This window comes from Nocardioides sp., assembly GCA_037045645.1.
Lineage (GTDB): Bacteria > Actinomycetota > Actinomycetes > Propionibacteriales > Nocardioidaceae > Nocardioides.
This window is the reverse complement of record JBAOIH010000010.1, coordinates 38,693-55,589: the sequence shown is the minus strand read 5'-3', so window position 1 is coordinate 55,589 and position 16,897 is coordinate 38,693. Positions and strand designations below refer to the sequence as shown.

The window sequence follows — 16,897 nt, the reverse complement described above, 5'->3', positions numbered from 1 at the left end:
GCTCGCGTTACCCCTCCTCATCGTGGGCGTCGCGGCGATCCCGGCGACCGGTGCCGAGTTGGCAGAGGCTCGACGTCGCGAAGTCACGATCGCGCGCCTGCGCGGACTCCACGGCGTACGACTCATCGCCTTTCAGTTGGGCGAACCCCTCAGCGCGATCCTGAGCGGCGCCGCACTCGGCCTGGTGACGGGCCGGATGCTGGGAGAGGTGGCCGTACGCCGATGGCTCGACCTGGACGAGGTCCCGCTTGCCGGCCGACAAGGCCTCTACGCCGCCGGCGTCGTGGTCCTCCTCGCTCTGATCGCCGTCGCGTGGGGTGGCGCCGCGGATCGCGGCAGGCCGCTGGCAGACCAATTGCGTACGCAGGAACGTCCCCGACCGTCCTCGACCGCCGCCGCGTTCTGGTCGGTCCTGATCGTGGTCGCTGCCGGAGTCGCGCTCTATCGGGCGCGCCAGCCAGGCGAGAACGACTGGGTCGTCCTGGCGGGACCGGCGCTGCTGGGCCTGGCGCTCGGACAGGTGTCGGTGTGGCTGGTCCGCGGCCTCGCGAGAGTATTCGTACGCCGCTCGCGCACCCGCGCACTGCCCGGCTTCCTGGCCAGTCGGCGGCTGGCCCGCGCGGCGGACGCGACCGGGACGATGCATCTGCTCGTCGCCGCCGGTGTGGTGGCGATCCTGGCGTCGTCGGCGGCGGGTTCGGTGAGCGTCTGGTCGGATCAGACGGCGCGGCTGGGCAGCCTTACCGAGGCTTCGTATCGGTTCAACGGGGCGACCGGTCATGAGTTGCTCGACCTTGCCGACAAACTCGACCCTGACCGCACCTGGCTGCTGCCCGCACTCGTGGCGGACTCGAGCGACCCGAGGACGCGTCGGGCGTACGTCGACACCACCCGCTATGCCGCAGTCATCGGCAACGCGTTGCGGGGCACCGGTGCGGAATCGGTCACCGACAACATCGCCAAGCTCGCCACCGTCACCACCTCGAAGCCCTCGGGCAACGAGTTCGTCCTGACTGGCACCGGGATGCCGGGGAGAGACGTCGGCGTGTCGGTGCGCCTGAGCTATGTGTCGATGGAGGGTGAACAGAACTTCGTTCAGCTCGACCAGTTCCTCCCGCGCGGGCAGCGACTCGATCTGCGCGCCCAGGTCGAGGGGTGCGAGAAGGGCTGTCTGCCGTTGCAGTTGGACTACACGGCCTTCCCCGATCTCCCGCCTTCGCAGATCGAGGGCCCGATCCCGGGTCTGATCGTGGACGAGTTCAGCCTCGGCAACCAGGATCTTGCAGACCTTGCCTGGAAGGTCGACATGCAAGACCTGGAGGAGCCCACTGTCTTCGGGGCCACCTATCACCAGGACGGCCACCTGATCATCCAGCCGGCCACCTTGTTTCGGCCCTGGCCGCAGTCGCTCGCGGCGACGGTGCCTGCCGAGAGTCTGCCGGTGTTCGCCACGGACGGTGGCGGCTCGGGGGAGCGGGTCGCAGCCAATCTCGAACAGGTCCAAACCCCCGGGGGCAACGAGCGTCGCGCGAAGCTGGTGGGGACGTACGACGACCTTCCCCTGGTCGGCGACGAGGGCTATCTGGCTGACCTCGCGACCTCGATGCGGGCCTCGTCGACGGTGGTGCCCTCGGCGCGGCGGCTGATCATCGTACGAGAGGGCGTGCCGGACTCGATGACGGCGGCGCTGCGCAAGGCGGGCGGAGAACTCGAGACGCGCGCGGACGCGCAGACGGCGCTGGAGACCGAGGCGGGTGGAGCTGAGTTGCGGCTGCTGCGTGCACTCTCGCTCGCCTGCCTGCTGGTGGCGCTGCTCGCCGTGCTCGGGGGGTACGCCCGGCAGCGCCGCGCCTTCATCCGAGACGCCGGAGCGCTGCGGGTGATCGGGGTCGAGGACCGGGTGCTCAGGCGGGCCGCGGGTCGTGAGACGTTCGCGCTCGCCCTCACGGTGTTGGGGGTGTCGTTGCTCGGTGGTTGGCTGGCGATCCGCACGTTGTTGCCGCATCTGCCCACGCTCCAGCCACCGGACGGAACCCTGCCGCTCGACCTGTCTCCGCGCTGGTGGCTGGTCGTGGTGACCGCGACCCTGTTGGGTCTTGTGGTCGCCCTCGCCACCTCCCGTTCGCGCCGCATCGACGCCGCCGCGACCACGCCGGCCGCTACCGCCCGTGGAGGTGTCGAATGAGCGAACTCCTCGGCACGATCGCTCGCGGCGTACGCTCTCGCGCCCTGCTGTCGGCCGGCAGCGTCCTGCTCGTCGCACTGGCGATCGCCAGCGCGATCATCGGTCCGGTCTTCCAGGTCGCGGCCACCAAGTCGTACGTCGTCTCGCGGATCAACAGCGCGCCCCCTCAGAGCACGGGGCTCGCTCGGACGTACGCCCCGCTGCCGTCCTTCGCGGGCGGGCGTGATCAGGCGACGAAGAGCATCGCGGCCTATTCGGCAGAGCAGGACCGCGGTCCCTTCGGTGAGATCCGCCTGACCTGGACGTCCGCGCGAGTGGTCGGCGGCCTTGTCGAGACCGACATCAAGATGCCGGGCGAGTCGGTGCTGCTGGCCAAGGAGGGGGCCTGCGATCACCTGATCATCGACCAGGGGAAGTGCCCGTCGGCGCCGGGGGAGGCGATCGTGCTGCGCGGCGACGCCGACCACACGAAGGTGGCGCTCGGCGACCGGATCGACATGGGACCGGACCTGCCCGGCCTGTCGATCGTCGGCACCTATCTCGTCGACCCGGCCGAGGAGGCCTACTGGTACGACCTCGGCCGGCTCTCCAGTTATCCGCGCCGCATCCAGGAGGACGGGCCGGATCGGCCCTATCGCCCGGCGCCGTACATCGTGGATCCGACGCAGTTCGACGCCATTGCCCCGACGATGTGGCGGGTCCTGTTCGACCGGTCGATCGAGATTCCCCCGGACTGGACCGAGAAGCAGATCGCCGACGCCAAAGCGATGGGCACGGCACTCAAGGGGCTGGACGAGACCTCGGGCAATGGCCGGATTACTGCGGATCCGGTCAGTGCGCTGGCCGAACTCGTCGCCGAGGCGCGTGCCCAGGAGTCGACCTCGCGGGCGTCGATCGCCCCGGCCGTACTGTCGCTGGTCCTCGTCGCCTTGGCGTTGTTGTTGCGGCTGCTGCTGGCCGCGACCGAGTTGCGTACGCCCGAACTCGCGCTCGCCTCACTGCGCGGCGTCTCTGCGCGAAAGCTCTGGGGGCTCGGGTTGGCTGAACCCCTCGCGCTCCTGGTCATCGGCTTGCCGCTCGGGTTGCTGTCGGGTGTGCTGCTCAGTCGCGGCCTGATCAGCGCGTGGCTGGTGCCGGGCCTGCCGATGCCGTGGCCTTCGCTGCTGATCGTGACGGTCGGCGCGGTGCTGCTGGCCGCCTTCGCGGTGTCGGTGGCCGCTGTCGGCACGGTGCTGTCGGGCTCGCTGTCGGCGCAGTTGACGGGCGTACGCCGTCCCGCCGCCACCAAGCGTTATGCCGTCATCGCCGAACTCGTCCTCGTCGCGATCGCGGTGGCGGTGCTTGCCTCGAAGTTGAGTGTCAAGGAGCCCGGTGACCCCGATGTCACCGACATGATCCTGCCGATCGTGTTGGCTGCCGTCGCAGGGCTGGGGATGACGCGGCTGGTCTCGCTGCTGGCGCGCTGGCGCTCGCGGCGCGCCGGTCGTACGCTCGCCGGCTTCGTCGCGACCCGCGCCCTCGGGCGCCGCGCCGAGGGCACGTTGGTGATCCTCCCGCTGACGGCCGCGATCGCGGTGGGCGTCTTCGCGATCGGCGTGTACGACGCCGCGGCCCAGTGGCGCCACTCGGTGGCGGTCACCGCCTCGCCGGGAGCCGTGCTGTGGAAGGCGCCCGGCACGATGCCGCAGGCGATGGTCGACTCGCGAGAGGTCGACCCGGAGGGGGAGCACGTCGTCGCCTTGGCGCGCCTGGCGATCCCGGGTGCGCGGTATTCGGTCGTCGACGCGCCCCGGATGGCTGCCGTCCTGGAGTGGCCGGCGTCGTGGACGCCCGGCACGTCGCTTGCCGAGGTCGAGTCGCTGATCACCTCCCAAGGTGCGCCGATCCGCTTCAGCGGCGACCGGCTCGGGATCTCGTACGACAACCTCATCACCCACGACCGCGACCTCTACCTGACCGTGCACGTCTACACCGCGGCCGGAGGTGAGGAGAACTTCTATCTCGGGCCGATCAAGCCCGGCGAGGGCACGGTGTCGGTCAAGAAGCCGTATTGCCGCGGTGGTTGCACGATCGGGTATCTGAATCTGGCGGGTCCTGCCTCCTTGCAGAATCAGATGAAGGGGTCTTTGGTCGTGCACGACTTCCTCGCCGACGGGGAGGTGATCCAGGGCGCCACGTCACCCGAGGCCGTCTGGGTGCAGTCGGGTGGCATCGGCGAGTTCATCGACGATGGTGATGTCGAGGATGCCGACGACGGGTTGCTGATGACGGTGGACACCGGCGCTTCGGCCGGGATGCTGCGGATGGTGCCGGGAGGCGTGGCGTTGGAACGCCCGGTCGTCGTGGGCGTGGACTCCGCGGACCGGATCACCCCGATGGAGACCGGCGGACTCGGCACCCAGATGTCGGGCACCGTGCTGCCGGTCGATCCTCGATTGACCGCGTACGGCATGCCGTTCCTGGGCCCTGACGGAATCCTGATCGACTATCGCCAACTCGCGTCGGATCGGCTGATCTACAACGACACCTTCGAGGCGTACCTCGCGACCAACGCCGCCACACCCACTGCCGTCAGGGATGCGCTGCTCCAGCGCGGTTACGTGGTCGAGATGACGATCTCCGACGAGGAGGCGTTGTTGAGTCAGGGGGCGTACGCGCTGGCGCTGCGACTCTATGCGGTCGTCGCGATCATGGTGCTGGTGATGGCGCTGGCCGGGCTGATCGTGTCGACGGCGGTGCAGTTCCCGGCCAGGCGTCGAGACGCGGCTGCGCTGCGGGTGGTCGGCGTACCTCGTCGCGGCGTGATGTCTGCGGTCGCGCGCGAGTTGTCGGCCGTGCTCGTGTCTGCTGCCGTGGCGGGGATCGCGGCGGGTGCGTTGGCGCAGTACGTCGTGGTCCGCACCGTCCGGCTGGGCTATGTCGAATCGATCCTGACTCCGCCCCTGGTCGCGCGCGTGGACTGGTGGTGGATCGGGCTGCTCGTCTTGTTGGCGGTCACGGCCTTCGGCGTGTTCGCGGGGGTGACGGGCCTGCTGACCGTACGCGGTGCCCGGGGGTCGACCCTGCGCGAATCTGCCCGCTGACCGACCGGCTGCCCGGGCGTCCGAGTGGTTTCGAGGCGCTCGCTTCCGCTTGCTCCTCGACCACCGATCAGGGGTCTGCCGGTGGTTTCGAGCCGCTCGCTTCTGCTCGCTCCTCGACCACCGATCACGGGTCTGCCGGTGGTTGAGGAGGCGCGCAGCGCCGTCTCGAAACCACTTCGTCTACCACCGCGACCCCGACGGCGACGCCCGACCCGCTCGAAGGTCAGTTCTGGAACAGGCAGAACGGGTGCCCGGCCGGGTCGAGCAGGACGCGTACGTCTTGTTGCGGTTGATACTGCGCGAGTGACGCGCCGAGCGATTGGGCGTACGACACCGCGCTGTCCAGGTCGTTCACCCGGATGTCGAGATGCAGTTGCATCTGCTGGTCACCCGAGGCGGGAGGCCAGGTGGGCGGGACGTGCCCTTCTTCGGTCTGGAAACTCAGTCCCGCGCCGCCGTGAGACGGGCGCAACGTCACCCAGTCGGGCTCCTTCTGCTGGATCTCCCAGCCGAGCAGGTCGCGATAGAAGGACGCGAGCCCAGCCGGGTCGGCGCATCCCAAGACCGTGGCGGACAGATCGAACTCCGGCATCGACACCCGCCCACCCTATGACTTCGTCAAATGTGTCGCTTGAACAGTCGCGATACCTCTCGTACTATCGCCGATATATCGCGACATTGCGTGAATGAGGGAGCAAGACCATGGGACACCGAGGCTGGGAATCATCGTGGAGCGGCGATTGGCCGTTCGCGGGCGGCGATCCGTTCGGCAACAACAGGGGCCGTCACGGCCGTCGCGGGCCAAGTGCCCCGCCGCCGTGGCTCGCGGGTCTGCTCGGCCTCAGCCAGCAGCCGCCGCAGAGGGGGCCGCGCGTGCGTCGAGGTGACGTACGCGCCGCGATCCTCCACGTGCTCAACGACGAAGCGCGCAACGGCTATCAGATCATCACCGAGATCACCGAACGCAGCGGCGGGGCCTGGAAGCCGAGCCCCGGATCGGTCTATCCGACGTTGCAGCAACTTGAGGACGAGGGGCTGGTGGAGAGCTTTGAGGAAGCCGGTCGCAAGGCGACTCGGTTGACGACCGCAGGACGTCACTATGTCGAGACGAACCCCGAGGAGATGGCAGCGGTCTGGGCGCCCTTCGCGACCGAACGCAGCGACGAGAAGCCATCGGAATACTCCTCGTTGATGCCTGAGATCGGGCAGGTAATGAACGCGGCCTGGCAGATCATCGCCACGGGCACCGACCAGCAGCGACGTGAGGCGATCGGAGTGCTCGTCGAGGCACGCAAGGCGTTGTACGGGATCCTGGCGGCGGGCGATCAGCCCGAGGGCGGCGACCAGGGCGGCGACCACGGCGGCGATCACTCGCAGGACGACGACGAGCCGGTTCTCGAAGGTGGCGACTCGTGACCGGACCAGTCGCGGGTCAGTTGCGGCTCGGTGACGCAGAGCGCCAACGGGCGGCCGAATCGCTGGCCGAACACTTCGCCGCCGGTCGGCTCGACGGCGCCGAGCACTCGGAGCGGCTCGACCGGGTGTGGGCGGCCAAGACGTACGCCGACCTGCACGGGCTCTTCGACGACCTTCCAGGCGGTTCGCCCGTCGCGAGCCCCGGCTTCGGCTGGAGCCCGACACACGTGACGCCGGCCGCGCGCGCGGCGGCCTTCCCGCCCGCGCCGCGTCGTACGGGTGTGCAGCGCCCCGTCCGGTTGGCGCTGATCCTGCTTGCGGTCTTCGCCGTGATCGGAGTCGTGAGCGAACACGGATGGATCATCGTCCTCGCGGTGGCGCTCTGGGTCGGTCACACTCTGTTCGGCCGGAGGTCGAGGCGACGCTCCGGCCGAACAGTCCCCCCTTGGTGACACTCCCCCGAGGGTCTGTCCCCGCAAGCCCCCCAGCTCGCGGGGACCTCGTTCCCGTCAGATGTTATATAACGCCGTTATGCTAACCTGTGTCAAGTGGGCAGGCCGCGGATCTACGACGAGGAGCTCCGCAGGAGGCTGATCCTCGCCACTGCGGAGTCCATGCTGGTCGAGGGACCGGCGAGTCTGTCCTTGCGTACGATCGCCGCATCCTGCGAGACCTCGACCACCGCGATCTATTCGCTTTTCGGTGGCAAGGACCAACTGGTGGCGCACGTGCTGGAGCACGGCCACGAAAGCCTGCGTGCAGCGTTGGCCCTCGTCCCGCACACCGACGACCCGCTCGCCGACCTCACGGCGCTCGGGCAGGCCTATCGGGCGTGGGCTATCGCACACCCGGCGCTCTACCAGGTCATGTGGGCCGATCGGTCCCCCGTACACCAATACCGCGAGGATGATCCGGACCCCTGTGAGGCGATCGCGCCTTTGCGCGACGGCGTGGGTCGTGCCATCGCGAGTGGCCTCTTTCGCGACGAGAACGTCGAGGAGGCCGCGATCTCGATCTGGGCGTCGACCCACGGGATGATCACGCTGGAGTTGAGCGGATTCCTGGACAACTCCGCCGCGGCAGAGCGCTATGAAAACCAGTTGCTCGCATCCGCCTGGTTCTGGCTCAACCACGGCTGAGGGGTCACAAGATCCCGCCGAGGGGTCACGAACTCTTGCTCAGCCTGTCGCCGATCGCGTGCACGTGCGCGGGCGCCGACCCGCAGCACGCCCCGGTGATGTCGATCCCGATATCGCGCAGACGCGCGACATGCTCGGCCATCCCGGTGGGATCGACGTCGTACGCAAACCCACCCCCGTCGACCTGAGGCAACCCGGCGTTGGACTGCGCGATGAGGAGAACGTCGAGGTCTCCCCGAGCGGCGACCATCGCCTGCGCGATCTGCTCCATTTCGCCCGGACCGCGGCCACAGTTCGCGCCGACGGCGTCAGCACCGGCCTCAGCCAACGCACCCACGGCCAGGCTCGGGGAGACGCCCATCATCGTGTGCAGGTTCGTGTCGAAACTCATCGTGGCGATGATCGGCAGGTCAGTTTCCGTGGCCGCCGAGATAGCCGCCTTCGCTTCGCCGAGGTCACTCATCGTCTCGATCAGGATCAGGTCGGCGCCCCCCTCGACCAGCCCGCCGATCTGCTCGGCGAACGCGTCGCGGGCGTCGGCCTGGGTCATGATGCCGAGCGGTTCGAGCAGTTCGCCGGTGGGGCCGACGCACCCCGCCACCAGCGCGTCATGGCGCGCGGCCACGTCGCGGGCGATCCGGGCCGCGGCCACGTTGACCTCGCGTACGCGATCACCGAGCCCATAACCCTCCAGGCGATAGCGGGTGCCACCGAAGGTGTTCGTGGTGAGCAGTTGGGCACCTGCCGCGGCGTACTCCTCGTGCAACTGGCCGATCGCCTCGGGATTGTCGAGGTTCCACGACTCGGCCACGGTGCCGGGTTCGAGGCCACGCTCGGCCAGGAGCCAGCCGTACCCGCCATCGAAGAAGCGGCGTCCGTCGAGCAGGGCGGTCAGTCGTGCACTCACCCGACAAGCCTACGGCGGGTCTGGATTCCGTACGCATCTCGCGCCAAGGTGGACCCATGACTGCGACTGACGAGTTCCGATCCGCCCGCGACCTCCTCGTATCCGCGCGCGAGGACTATGAGCGCGCGAGCGCGGAGTTCGCGTTCCCGGACGTCGGCGAGCGGTGGAACTTCGCGTGCGACTGGTTCGACTCGTTCGCGCGCGGCAACAGCGACACCGGCCTGATCGTGGTCGAGGAGGACGGCTCGTCGGCCTCCCTGACCTTCGACGAGATCGCGCGTCGTTCGGATCAGGTCGCGGCGTTGCTGCGTGCTGCCGGTGTCGTCAAGGGCGACTCGGTGATCGTGATGCTCGGCAACCAGGTCGAGTTGTGGGACACGATGCTGGCGATCATCCGCCTGGGCGCGGTGATCATGCCGACGACCACGGCGGTCGGGCCGGCGGATCTGGTCGACCGGATCGAACGCGGCAACGCCCGGTTCGCGATCTGCAACCCGGCTGACGCCGCGAAGTTCGAGACCATCCGGGGCGACTATCGGCTGATCACGACCGACGAGTTGCGCACGGCGTACGACACGACGGTCGACGCGATCGAGCACCCGGACACGGCCCCGGACGACCGGCTGCTGCTGTATTTCACCAGTGGTACGACCTCGAAGCCCAAGCTGGTCGAGCACACCCAGGTGTCCTATCCGATCGGGCATCTGTCGACGGCGTACTGGCTCGGCCTGCGGCCGGGCGACGTGCACTGCAACATCTCCTCGCCGGGGTGGGCCAAGCACGCGTGGTCGTGCTTCTTCGCGCCGTGGATCGCGGAGGCGACGATCCTGGTCTTCAATTACGCGCGCTTCGATGCAGCCGGCCTGTTGGACGTGTTGCGTACGCACGAAGTCACCACGTTCTGCGCGCCGCCGACCGTCTGGCGGATGCTGATCAACGCCGATCTGTCCGGTGGGCCGGGTGCGCTGCGAGAGATCATCGGCGCCGGTGAACCGCTCAACCCCGAGGTGATCGCGCAGGTGCGCGACAAGTGGGGGATGACCCTGCGCGATGGGTACGGCCAGACCGAGACCACCGCGCAGATCGGGAACACGCCGGGTTCGCCGATCAAGGCGGGCTCGATGGGGCGACCCCTGCCCGGCGTGCCGGTCGTACTCGTGGATCCGCTCTCGGACGAGGTCGTCGAAGGCGTCGGTGAGGGCGAGATCTGCCTCGACCTGCGCTCGGGGAAACCGCTGCCGCTGATGACCGGCTACCAGGGGGACGAGGAGCGCAACGCCGACGCGATGCGGGGCGGTTTCTATCACACCGGCGACCTGGCCGAGCGCGACGAGAACGGCTACATCACCTATGTCGGGCGCACCGACGACGTGTTCAAGGCCTCGGACTACAAGATCAGTCCGTTCGAACTCGAGTCGGTGCTGATCGAGCACCCGGCCGTCGCGGAGGCGGCCGTCGTACCTGCTCCTGACGAGGTGCGGCTGGCGATCCCCAAGGCGTACGTCTCACTCGCGCCGGGCTATGAGCCGTCGCGCGAGGTGGCCTTCGAGATCTTGAAGTACGCGCGCGAGCACCTCGCGCCCTGGCAGCGAGTGCGGCGGATCGAGTTCTTCGAGTTGCCCAAGACGATCTCGGGCAAGATCCGCCGGGTCGAGTTGCGTGCGCGCGAGCAGGAGTTGGCCAAGAGCGCCCAGCGTGCGGCCAATCTGGGGTTGGGCGGCGAGGAGTTCCGCGACAGCGACTTCCCGGACTTGAAGGGCTGAGGCGGCCAACTCCCCCGGTGGTTGAGCTCCCCTTCCGGTGGTTGAGGAGCCGCGAAGCGGCGTCTCGAAACCACTCGTTGCGCTACCCGGTGGTGGAGAGCTCCCCCGGTGGTTGAGGAGCGCCGCAGGCGCGTCTCGAAACCACTCCGAAACCACCCCTATTCGGCAGCCGCGACGTCCAAGGCCAGCGAGTGTTGCAGGGCGCCGAGAGCGAGGAAGACGAACAACCGTCCGTCGCCGGGGGAGTCGAGCCGTCCAGTGAGGTCGTCACCCTCCGCGCCGAACATGATGGCCTCCCCGTCGGTGCGTACGAACAGCGCGCCCAGGAGCCTGACCGACTCAGGCATCGGTCGGCCGTCGGCTGCCGTGATCGTGACCGGCAGGTCGACAACGCCGGCCTTGAGGGCACCGCCGAGGGACAGCCGTACGAAGGAATCACGTGCCTCGGTGGTCGGCTCGCCCGCGTCGCGGGGTCGCCACTTCCCGGGCACGCTGGCTGGGCGGCTGACAAGCGCTCCGTGTTCAACCTGGAATCTCCAGTAGTCACCGGGCTCAGCCCACGGCGGCGAACCCAGGTACGCCAGCGCGAGATCGCGGCGGACCAGATAGTGCTTCGGATCAAAGTCGAGGGGCGGGCCGGCCTCGGGTGCCTTGATCGGGAAGGAGCGTCCCTCGATTGAGACCGATGTCGCGTCGTCGGGCACTCTGCCCTGCCAGTTGCCGGACGAGTCGCGCGACAACTTGATGCGCTGGCCGTCGGCGGTCAGTCTCGGCGGGGACTCGGAGGCTGGCGCCAGGAGCGTGCCGTCCGGCGCGATCGCCAGGGGACCGGCCGAGCGCAGCGTCGCGATCACGGGTTGGTCGTACGGCTTCTCGGGCGGCTCATTAACCAGGAACCCAGCGAGCAGGGGCACTACGAAGAGGAGCGCGAGTTCGGCGCGCAGACCCCGGGTCGGTCGAGCAACGTCGAAACCCCGCCGCACCCACCAGGCGCACCCGACCGCCGCGAGCACGACCGCGATCTTCACCGACAGGATGCGGCCGTACGTCGTCTCGACCAGGTTCGACCACGACCCCACGGTGAGCCAGGCCAGCAGCCCTCCTTCCAGCGCGATCACGATCAGCGCGCATGAGGCGACGAACCCGAATCGCCCCACCACGTCGAGCCGCGCGTTGTGGGGTGTCGAGCCACGGGTTTCGCGCCACCACAAGACGATCGCGAGGACGCCACCCAGCCAGATCGCGGCAGCAGCGAGGTGGGTGACCGTGGCGAACGTCGCCAGCCACGCCGGATCGGCTGCCCGATTGTGCCCCGACCAGGCAGGAGTCGACACGGCGATCGCGGCCGGGAAGAGTGCCAGCGGTCCGTCGCCGGTCGAGGTCGCCACCAGGGCCGCCGACAACGAGCCCGCGAGCACGAGCACCGTGGCGATCTCGGTGCCGACCAGCGCCGTCGACCACACCGCGCCGTCACCGATCCGGCTGAGTGGGAAGCCGAGGCGATAGAGCCCACTCAAAGGAACTGCGGCCGCGGCGGCCATCACCGCGACGACAGACCCGACCATGGCCGCAGTTCTTGCCCGAGAGGTGGCCAACCTTGCCCGAGAGGTGGCCGACCCCGGCACCAGCACCCCCACCGCGACCAGCCCACACGCGAGCAACAACGCGAGGTCTCCGATCCCGGTCACGCCGTCGAGCAGTCGGCGTACGGTCGGATCACCGTCGCGCGACGACGCATCGGGGGTGTCGGTGACCTTCCCGACAGAGAAGGCGATGTTGCCCGCGCGCGGGTGGCCGTCGTACGACACCACGCGCCACTGCGCCAGCCAAGTGCCCTCGTCGAGTGTGGTGTCGAGGGTCGCGGTGAGTTCGTCGCCGTCGGTAACAGCCGACGTGGTGACCGCGCGACCGCCGGGTCCGGTCAGCAGGACGGACGCGCCAGCCGCGGCGATCTCGTCGTCGAAGACGAACCGCAACGACGTCGGCGAGGTGGTGAGCACGGAGTTGGGGGCCGGGTCGCTGAAGATCACGTTGACGTGCGCGTACGCCGGTGCGGCCAGGGCCAGGATCGCCACGACTGCGAGGAGCGCGAGGCGAAGCAGGCGAGTCACCCGCGCAGGCTAGCCGCGAGTCACAGTTCGATGGCCCGATTGACCCAGTTGTCGGTCACGACCATCCCGACCTTCTCATAGAGCCCGAGCGCACCCGTACGTGAATCCGTCGACAACCCGCTCGTCAGGGCACCGTTGTGGCGACCTGCCGCAAACGAGTCAGCCAGCAGCGCCTGCGCGATCCCGCGGTTGCGCTGATCGGCGCGGGTGGCGAGCCGGTCGACGTAGCACTCCTTGTTGTCGCTGAGGACGAGACAAGCAGCAGCAACCACGGCGCCCTCGGTGTCGGTCACCACCCGCAGCATCCACGGCTGCCTCCCGGGACGGTCGACGGTGCGCGCGAGGAAGTCCGCGTACGACTCCCGATCGCGAACCGACCATTCGAGGAAGGCGTCTTCGAGGACGTCATGCATCGCCGCGTAGTCGGATTCGGTCGCCGCACGGGCGACATAGCCGGCAGGCAGCGGACGCGGCGCGATCTCCGCGCCCTCGGGCAACTGAAGGATCCATGAGTGCCAGCGGACGCGGTACCCCCAGTCGGCAAGCGCCCGGTCCGCGACTCCGCCCTCGGGCACCGGCATCCCGACCACCGACGCGCCACGCGAGCGGGCCTTGTTCTGCATCCAGAGGGCGAGTTGTCGGCCGATTCCGCGACCCCGATGGGCAGGATGTACGGCCGCATCCCCCCGATCGTGGCCCGAGTGCTCGGCATAGCCGACGAGTTCGTCCCCGAGGAACACCCCGATCGTGGAGTCGGCAAGGGAAAAGCTTGGCCGCTGCCAATCGCCGATGATGTCCTCGACCTCGATGGCAACTCGACCGATCTGGTCGAACTCGTCGGCCGCTATCACCTCGAACACGGCTTGGGCGTCTACGGCGGTCAAGGCGCGAGCCGCGTACGGCGCGGGGACGGAGATCTGCGCGGGATCAATCACTCGCGGGTCAGGGTCGGCCACCCGCACATGAAAGTCGATGCGGAGCCGATGGCGCCACCGGATTACCTCGACGAAAATCCTGGATTCTCCCCCAAAGGGGTGAGGATCCAGAAAATAGCTCACGTGACTTCGTGGGGCCGTTGGACGGACAACGATGGGCCAAGCACCCAGGGCCTGCACCGAGTTACCTCGATCCTGATCGCGATCGAAGCCGTGCTCCTACTTGCCTTCGTGATCGCAGATTCCAACATGACCCACGGCCTGCACGGGTGGGTGACGGCGCTGATCTGCCTCGGACTGCTGGCGGTAGTGGGCCGCAGCGTCCTGGTCGGCGCCTGGATCCCCGAACTCGTCTGCTTCGGCCTGGTCACGGTCGTCTCGCTGGCGGCGGAACCCGCCGGTTACAAGGTCGCCTTCAGAACCGGCATCATGATCACCAACTTCCTGCTCGCCTCGGTGTGCGTGCTGCGCCAGCGCGCCGCAGTGGTGGTGGGCTTGTCACTGCTCGGGGGTTCGCTGGCGTACGCGTTCTGGCGCTCGCCGGAGTTGGGCATGTATTCGCTGGATCTGCACGTGCTGCAGGCCGCGATCCTGGTCGCGTCGAGCTATCTCTTGGAGTCGATCTGGGCCAATTCCAGACTGCACGACGACCTGGCCCTCGCGACCATGGAGGCAGAGCGAGGTGAGCTCGAACTCCGGCTGGTGGCCGGCGCCCAGCAACAGGTTCGCCGGGTGCTGCACGACGACGTGTTGTCCGCTCTGCGGACGGTGGTGGAGGCGACCCCCGGCGACGAGGAGCACGTACGCAAGGCCTGCCGCGACGCAGTCATCAGTGTCGAGCAGGTGATGGGGACGCCATGACCGCCACGCTCCTCGTACTCGAAACCCGGATCGCAGACCTGATCGCGAACATGCCCGGTTTGAGCGTGACAGTGCGGTTCCAGCAGGCCCCCCAGGCGGCCGTCGTGCTCTCGGCGGCGGTCGTGGACGCCTTGGCGGATGCGACTGGTGAGGCGTTGCGCAACGTGCAGCGCCACTCGGGGGTGCGGGAGGCCGAGATAGTCATCGACCGGCGAGGACGGGGCGTACGCCTGGAGGTGCGAGATCGCGGCACCTCCGCTGCGCACGCGGTCGAAGGCTTCGGAATCGGATCATCCATCCGCGAGCGGCTGGAGGATGTCGGGGGCATCGGCACGGTCGACTTCGGCCCGCGCGGAACCACGGTGCGGTTGCAGTGGCCCAGTCCCGGCCGTCAGTCGCTGCAAGCCGAGCTCGACCAAGCGCTCGAAGGCAGCAGAGCCGCCTCCGGAAGCGCGCGCACGATCCCGTCCATCGGCGTCATCGTGTTGCTGGCTCAGCTCTATCTCGCCGCCCGGCACATCCCGAGCGGAGAGCACATCCTGATCCAGACCGGGATCGTGGCGGTGCTGTCGGGGGCGATGATCTGGGTCGTGCGCCTCACCGACGGCGGCACCTTGCGGCTGTGGCAGTTTGCCCTGATCAGCCAACTGTGTCCGGCGCTGGCGCTGTGGGGAGTGTGGCTCAACGGGGAGGGCGCCCTCACCGATTTTCGGTCCTGGCAGGTGGGCTTCGTGGCGACCGTACTGACTCTCCTGGCCTTCTTCGTGCCTCCTCGACTGGTCGTCTGGCTGGTGGTTCCGCTGCCGGTCGGCACGGCGCTGCTGACGTGGTGGGACCCCACCGTCACAGCGTGGGAGAGCGCCGGAGCCTGGAACAGCTATTCCTTCCCTCTCGTCGGGGGTCTCTTCGGCTTCCTGCTGAGGTGGGCGTACGAACGGGTCAACGATCAGCGTCGCGCGCTGGCCGCGGCGCGGGTCGACGAGGCGCGTGTGACGTTGCTCCAGGCGGCTCGCGAACGCCATCTCGCGCGGACCGAACGCGAGATCGTTCCGTGGCTGCGAAGCATCGGGGAAGGTGCGGGCGCGATCGATGAGGTCGTACGCGAGAAGGCGGCGCTGCTGGGAGCCTCTGCCCGAGACGATCTCTACGTCCCCGAGGTCTTCGACGATCGACTCCGCGGGTTGGCCAACGATTTCCGTCGGCGCGGCGGCCGGCTCGACGTACGACCGGGCACCGGTGCCGACGGCCACGCCGAGCAGGCCAGCCGGACGATCGCGACCCTTCTGCTCTGTGTTGCGCACGCCGAGCGCGTCATCATCACCCCGAGTGACCTCGGGGGTCTGCGCGCGGTGATCAACCCCGGCCTGGATCCCGAGCAGATCGGCGAACTCCTGCGGGTGCTCCCGCGCCCCAGTCAACTCGAATCCGACGAGTTCTCCACCGTGCTGCTCTGGCACGAAATGCCCTGATCGGGGGATGTCGCATGAAGCGGTCCGCGGCATACAACAGGTTTGTGCCCGAGACCGCCGTACGCCACGACGAGGTGACCGTGCGTGTCGTGGACAATCACCCGGCACTTCTGCACGGTGTCGAACGGTTGGTGGGCACCCACGAACACCTACGCCTGCTCGGGTCCCACCTGCATGTTGCGGACATCGACTTCGAGCACGACCAGGTGCCGGACGTGGTGGTCTTGGACCTCTATCTGGGTCGTGACGACGAGTTGTCCACCCCGTGGATTCAACGCCTGGTCGACTGGGGCACGAAGGTCCTGCTGCATACCTCGGTCGAACTCGCGGTGCCGCTGCGCGACGCGGTCTCGGCCGGAGCCGCCGGGCTGAGCCTGAAGGCGGACGGCCTGGACTCGCTCTACAACTCGATCTGTGCGGTCGCCGACGGCGAGTTCGCGTGCTCGAGCCCGTTGGCGCAGGCACTGGTCAGCGACCCCGAACTCATTGCCCGCCTGTCCCAGCGCGAACGCGAGGTGGTGTCCGGCCTGGACGACGGCCTGACCCAGCAGCAGATCGCGCGCCGGATGCATGTGGAGCCGTCGACGGTCAAGGAACACCTGAAGTCCGTACGCCACAAGTACCTCGCGCTGGGACGCACCATTACCAACTCTCACTCGATCGTCCGGGAAGCCAAGCGGGACGGCTGGGTGTGACGAACGGGGTGTGGGTCGCTTCCTCCCCCGATTGGGGGGTTAGTCAGAGATTGGCGGCGATGCGCCTGGGTCCCCGGCTAGTTTTCCCGCGGTTCGAACACCGACGGCGAGGAGTTTGTGGTGCCTGAACAAACCCTTCCTGAGGTCGATTTTGGAGGCGCCACTCATCCCGGCACATCGCGTGCGATAAACGAGGATCAGTGGTTGGCCAGTCCCCCTCTCTTCGCGGTCGCCGATGGCATGGGCGGTCATCAAGCCGGTGACGTGGCGAGCGCGATTGTCGTCGAGCGGCTGCGCGAGCTCCGCCGAAGCAGGTGATGTCGGCGTCGCAGC

The 16,897-nt window shown here is 68.4% G+C and carries 13 protein-coding genes; 9 read left to right on the top strand and 4 right to left on the bottom strand.

From position 1 onward, the window contains the following. The first annotated feature begins 22 nt into the window (after window positions 1-22). Entirely contained in the window at window positions 23-2,185 is a 2,163-nt protein-coding gene (locus V9G04_17135) for an FtsX-like permease family protein (protein MEI2714960.1), read from the top strand. Next, window positions 2,182-5,268: an FtsX-like permease family protein gene (locus tag V9G04_17130; GenBank protein ID MEI2714959.1), complete on the top strand. Its 3,087-nt coding sequence runs from the start codon at window positions 2,182-2,184 to the stop codon at window positions 5,266-5,268. The genes V9G04_17135 and V9G04_17130 overlap by 4 nt, the downstream gene beginning before the upstream one ends. A 223-nt stretch (window positions 5,269-5,491) precedes the next feature. On the opposite strand, the gene V9G04_17125 is transcribed toward V9G04_17130, so the two are convergent. Further along, window positions 5,492-5,860, bottom strand: a complete 369-nt coding sequence (locus tag V9G04_17125) for a VOC family protein (protein ID MEI2714958.1) — start codon at window positions 5,858-5,860, stop codon at window positions 5,492-5,494. A 110-nt stretch (window positions 5,861-5,970) separates the two neighbouring features. On the opposite strand from V9G04_17125, the gene V9G04_17120 reads away from it, so the two are divergent. The 3 genes from V9G04_17120 to V9G04_17110 all read left to right on the top strand — a co-directional run bounded on the left by V9G04_17120 (window position 5,971) and on the right by V9G04_17110 (window position 7,823). After that, entirely contained in the window at window positions 5,971-6,684 is a 714-nt protein-coding gene (locus V9G04_17120; protein ID MEI2714957.1) for a PadR family transcriptional regulator, read from the top strand. Beyond that, window positions 6,681-7,136, top strand: coding sequence for a DUF1707 domain-containing protein (locus V9G04_17115; GenBank protein MEI2714956.1), 456 nt, complete (start codon window positions 6,681-6,683; stop codon window positions 7,134-7,136). Before V9G04_17120 ends, V9G04_17115 begins: the two co-directional genes overlap by 4 nt. A gap of 96 nt (window positions 7,137-7,232) precedes the next feature. Continuing rightward, a complete protein-coding gene (locus tag V9G04_17110) occupies window positions 7,233-7,823 on the top strand; it encodes a TetR/AcrR family transcriptional regulator (protein ID MEI2714955.1) in 591 nt (196 codons plus the stop codon). Window positions 7,824-7,848: 25 nt separating this feature from the next. Here V9G04_17110 and V9G04_17105 read toward each other — a convergent pair whose 3' ends face one another. After that, window positions 7,849-8,730: a homocysteine S-methyltransferase family protein gene (locus tag V9G04_17105; protein ID MEI2714954.1), complete on the bottom strand. Its 882-nt coding sequence runs from the start codon at window positions 8,728-8,730 to the stop codon at window positions 7,849-7,851. Between the two features lie 56 nt (window positions 8,731-8,786). Here V9G04_17105 and V9G04_17100 point away from each other — a divergent pair, with 56 nt between their 5' ends. Beyond that, on the top strand, window positions 8,787-10,493 hold the full coding sequence (locus V9G04_17100; protein MEI2714953.1) for an AMP-binding protein: 1,707 nt from the start codon (window positions 8,787-8,789) through the stop codon (window positions 10,491-10,493). 158 nt (window positions 10,494-10,651) lie between these two features. On the opposite strand, the gene V9G04_17095 is transcribed toward V9G04_17100, so the two are convergent. Next, window positions 10,652-12,604 (bottom strand): copper resistance protein CopC, encoded by a 1,953-nt coding sequence (locus tag V9G04_17095; protein MEI2714952.1) that lies wholly within the window; start codon window positions 12,602-12,604, stop codon window positions 10,652-10,654. Between the two features lie 20 nt (window positions 12,605-12,624). Next, window positions 12,625-13,560, bottom strand: coding sequence for a GNAT family N-acetyltransferase (locus V9G04_17090; GenBank protein MEI2714951.1), 936 nt, complete (start codon window positions 13,558-13,560; stop codon window positions 12,625-12,627). A gap of 102 nt (window positions 13,561-13,662) precedes the next feature. On the opposite strand from V9G04_17090, the gene V9G04_17085 reads away from it, so the two are divergent. The 3 genes from V9G04_17085 to V9G04_17075 are packed head-to-tail and all read left to right on the top strand — an operon-like array spanning window position 13,663 to window position 16,564. Beyond that, window positions 13,663-14,400, top strand: coding sequence for a hypothetical protein (locus V9G04_17085; protein MEI2714950.1), 738 nt, complete (start codon window positions 13,663-13,665; stop codon window positions 14,398-14,400). After that, window positions 14,397-15,869 (top strand): hypothetical protein, encoded by a 1,473-nt coding sequence (locus V9G04_17080; protein MEI2714949.1) that lies wholly within the window; start codon window positions 14,397-14,399, stop codon window positions 15,867-15,869. The genes V9G04_17085 and V9G04_17080 overlap by 4 nt, the downstream gene beginning before the upstream one ends. Window positions 15,870-15,883: 14 nt before the next feature. Beyond that, window positions 15,884-16,564, top strand: a complete 681-nt coding sequence (locus V9G04_17075) for a response regulator transcription factor (protein MEI2714948.1) — start codon at window positions 15,884-15,886, stop codon at window positions 16,562-16,564. Window positions 16,565-16,897: the final 333 nt, after the last annotated feature.

Coding starts and splice junctions, on each gene's coding strand:
- V9G04_17130 (MEI2714959.1), top strand. CDS start 2,182: ATGAGCGAACTCCTCGGCACGATCGCTCGCGGCGTACGCTCTCGCGCC.
- V9G04_17125 (MEI2714958.1), bottom strand. CDS start 5,860: ATGCCGGAGTTCGATCTGTCCGCCACGGTCTTGGGATGCGCCGACCCG.
- V9G04_17120 (MEI2714957.1), top strand. CDS start 5,971: ATGGGACACCGAGGCTGGGAATCATCGTGGAGCGGCGATTGGCCGTTC.
- V9G04_17100 (MEI2714953.1), top strand. CDS start 8,787: ATGACTGCGACTGACGAGTTCCGATCCGCCCGCGACCTCCTCGTATCC.
- V9G04_17080 (MEI2714949.1), top strand. CDS start 14,397: ATGACCGCCACGCTCCTCGTACTCGAAACCCGGATCGCAGACCTGATC.
- V9G04_17075 (MEI2714948.1), top strand. CDS start 15,884: ATGAAGCGGTCCGCGGCATACAACAGGTTTGTGCCCGAGACCGCCGTA.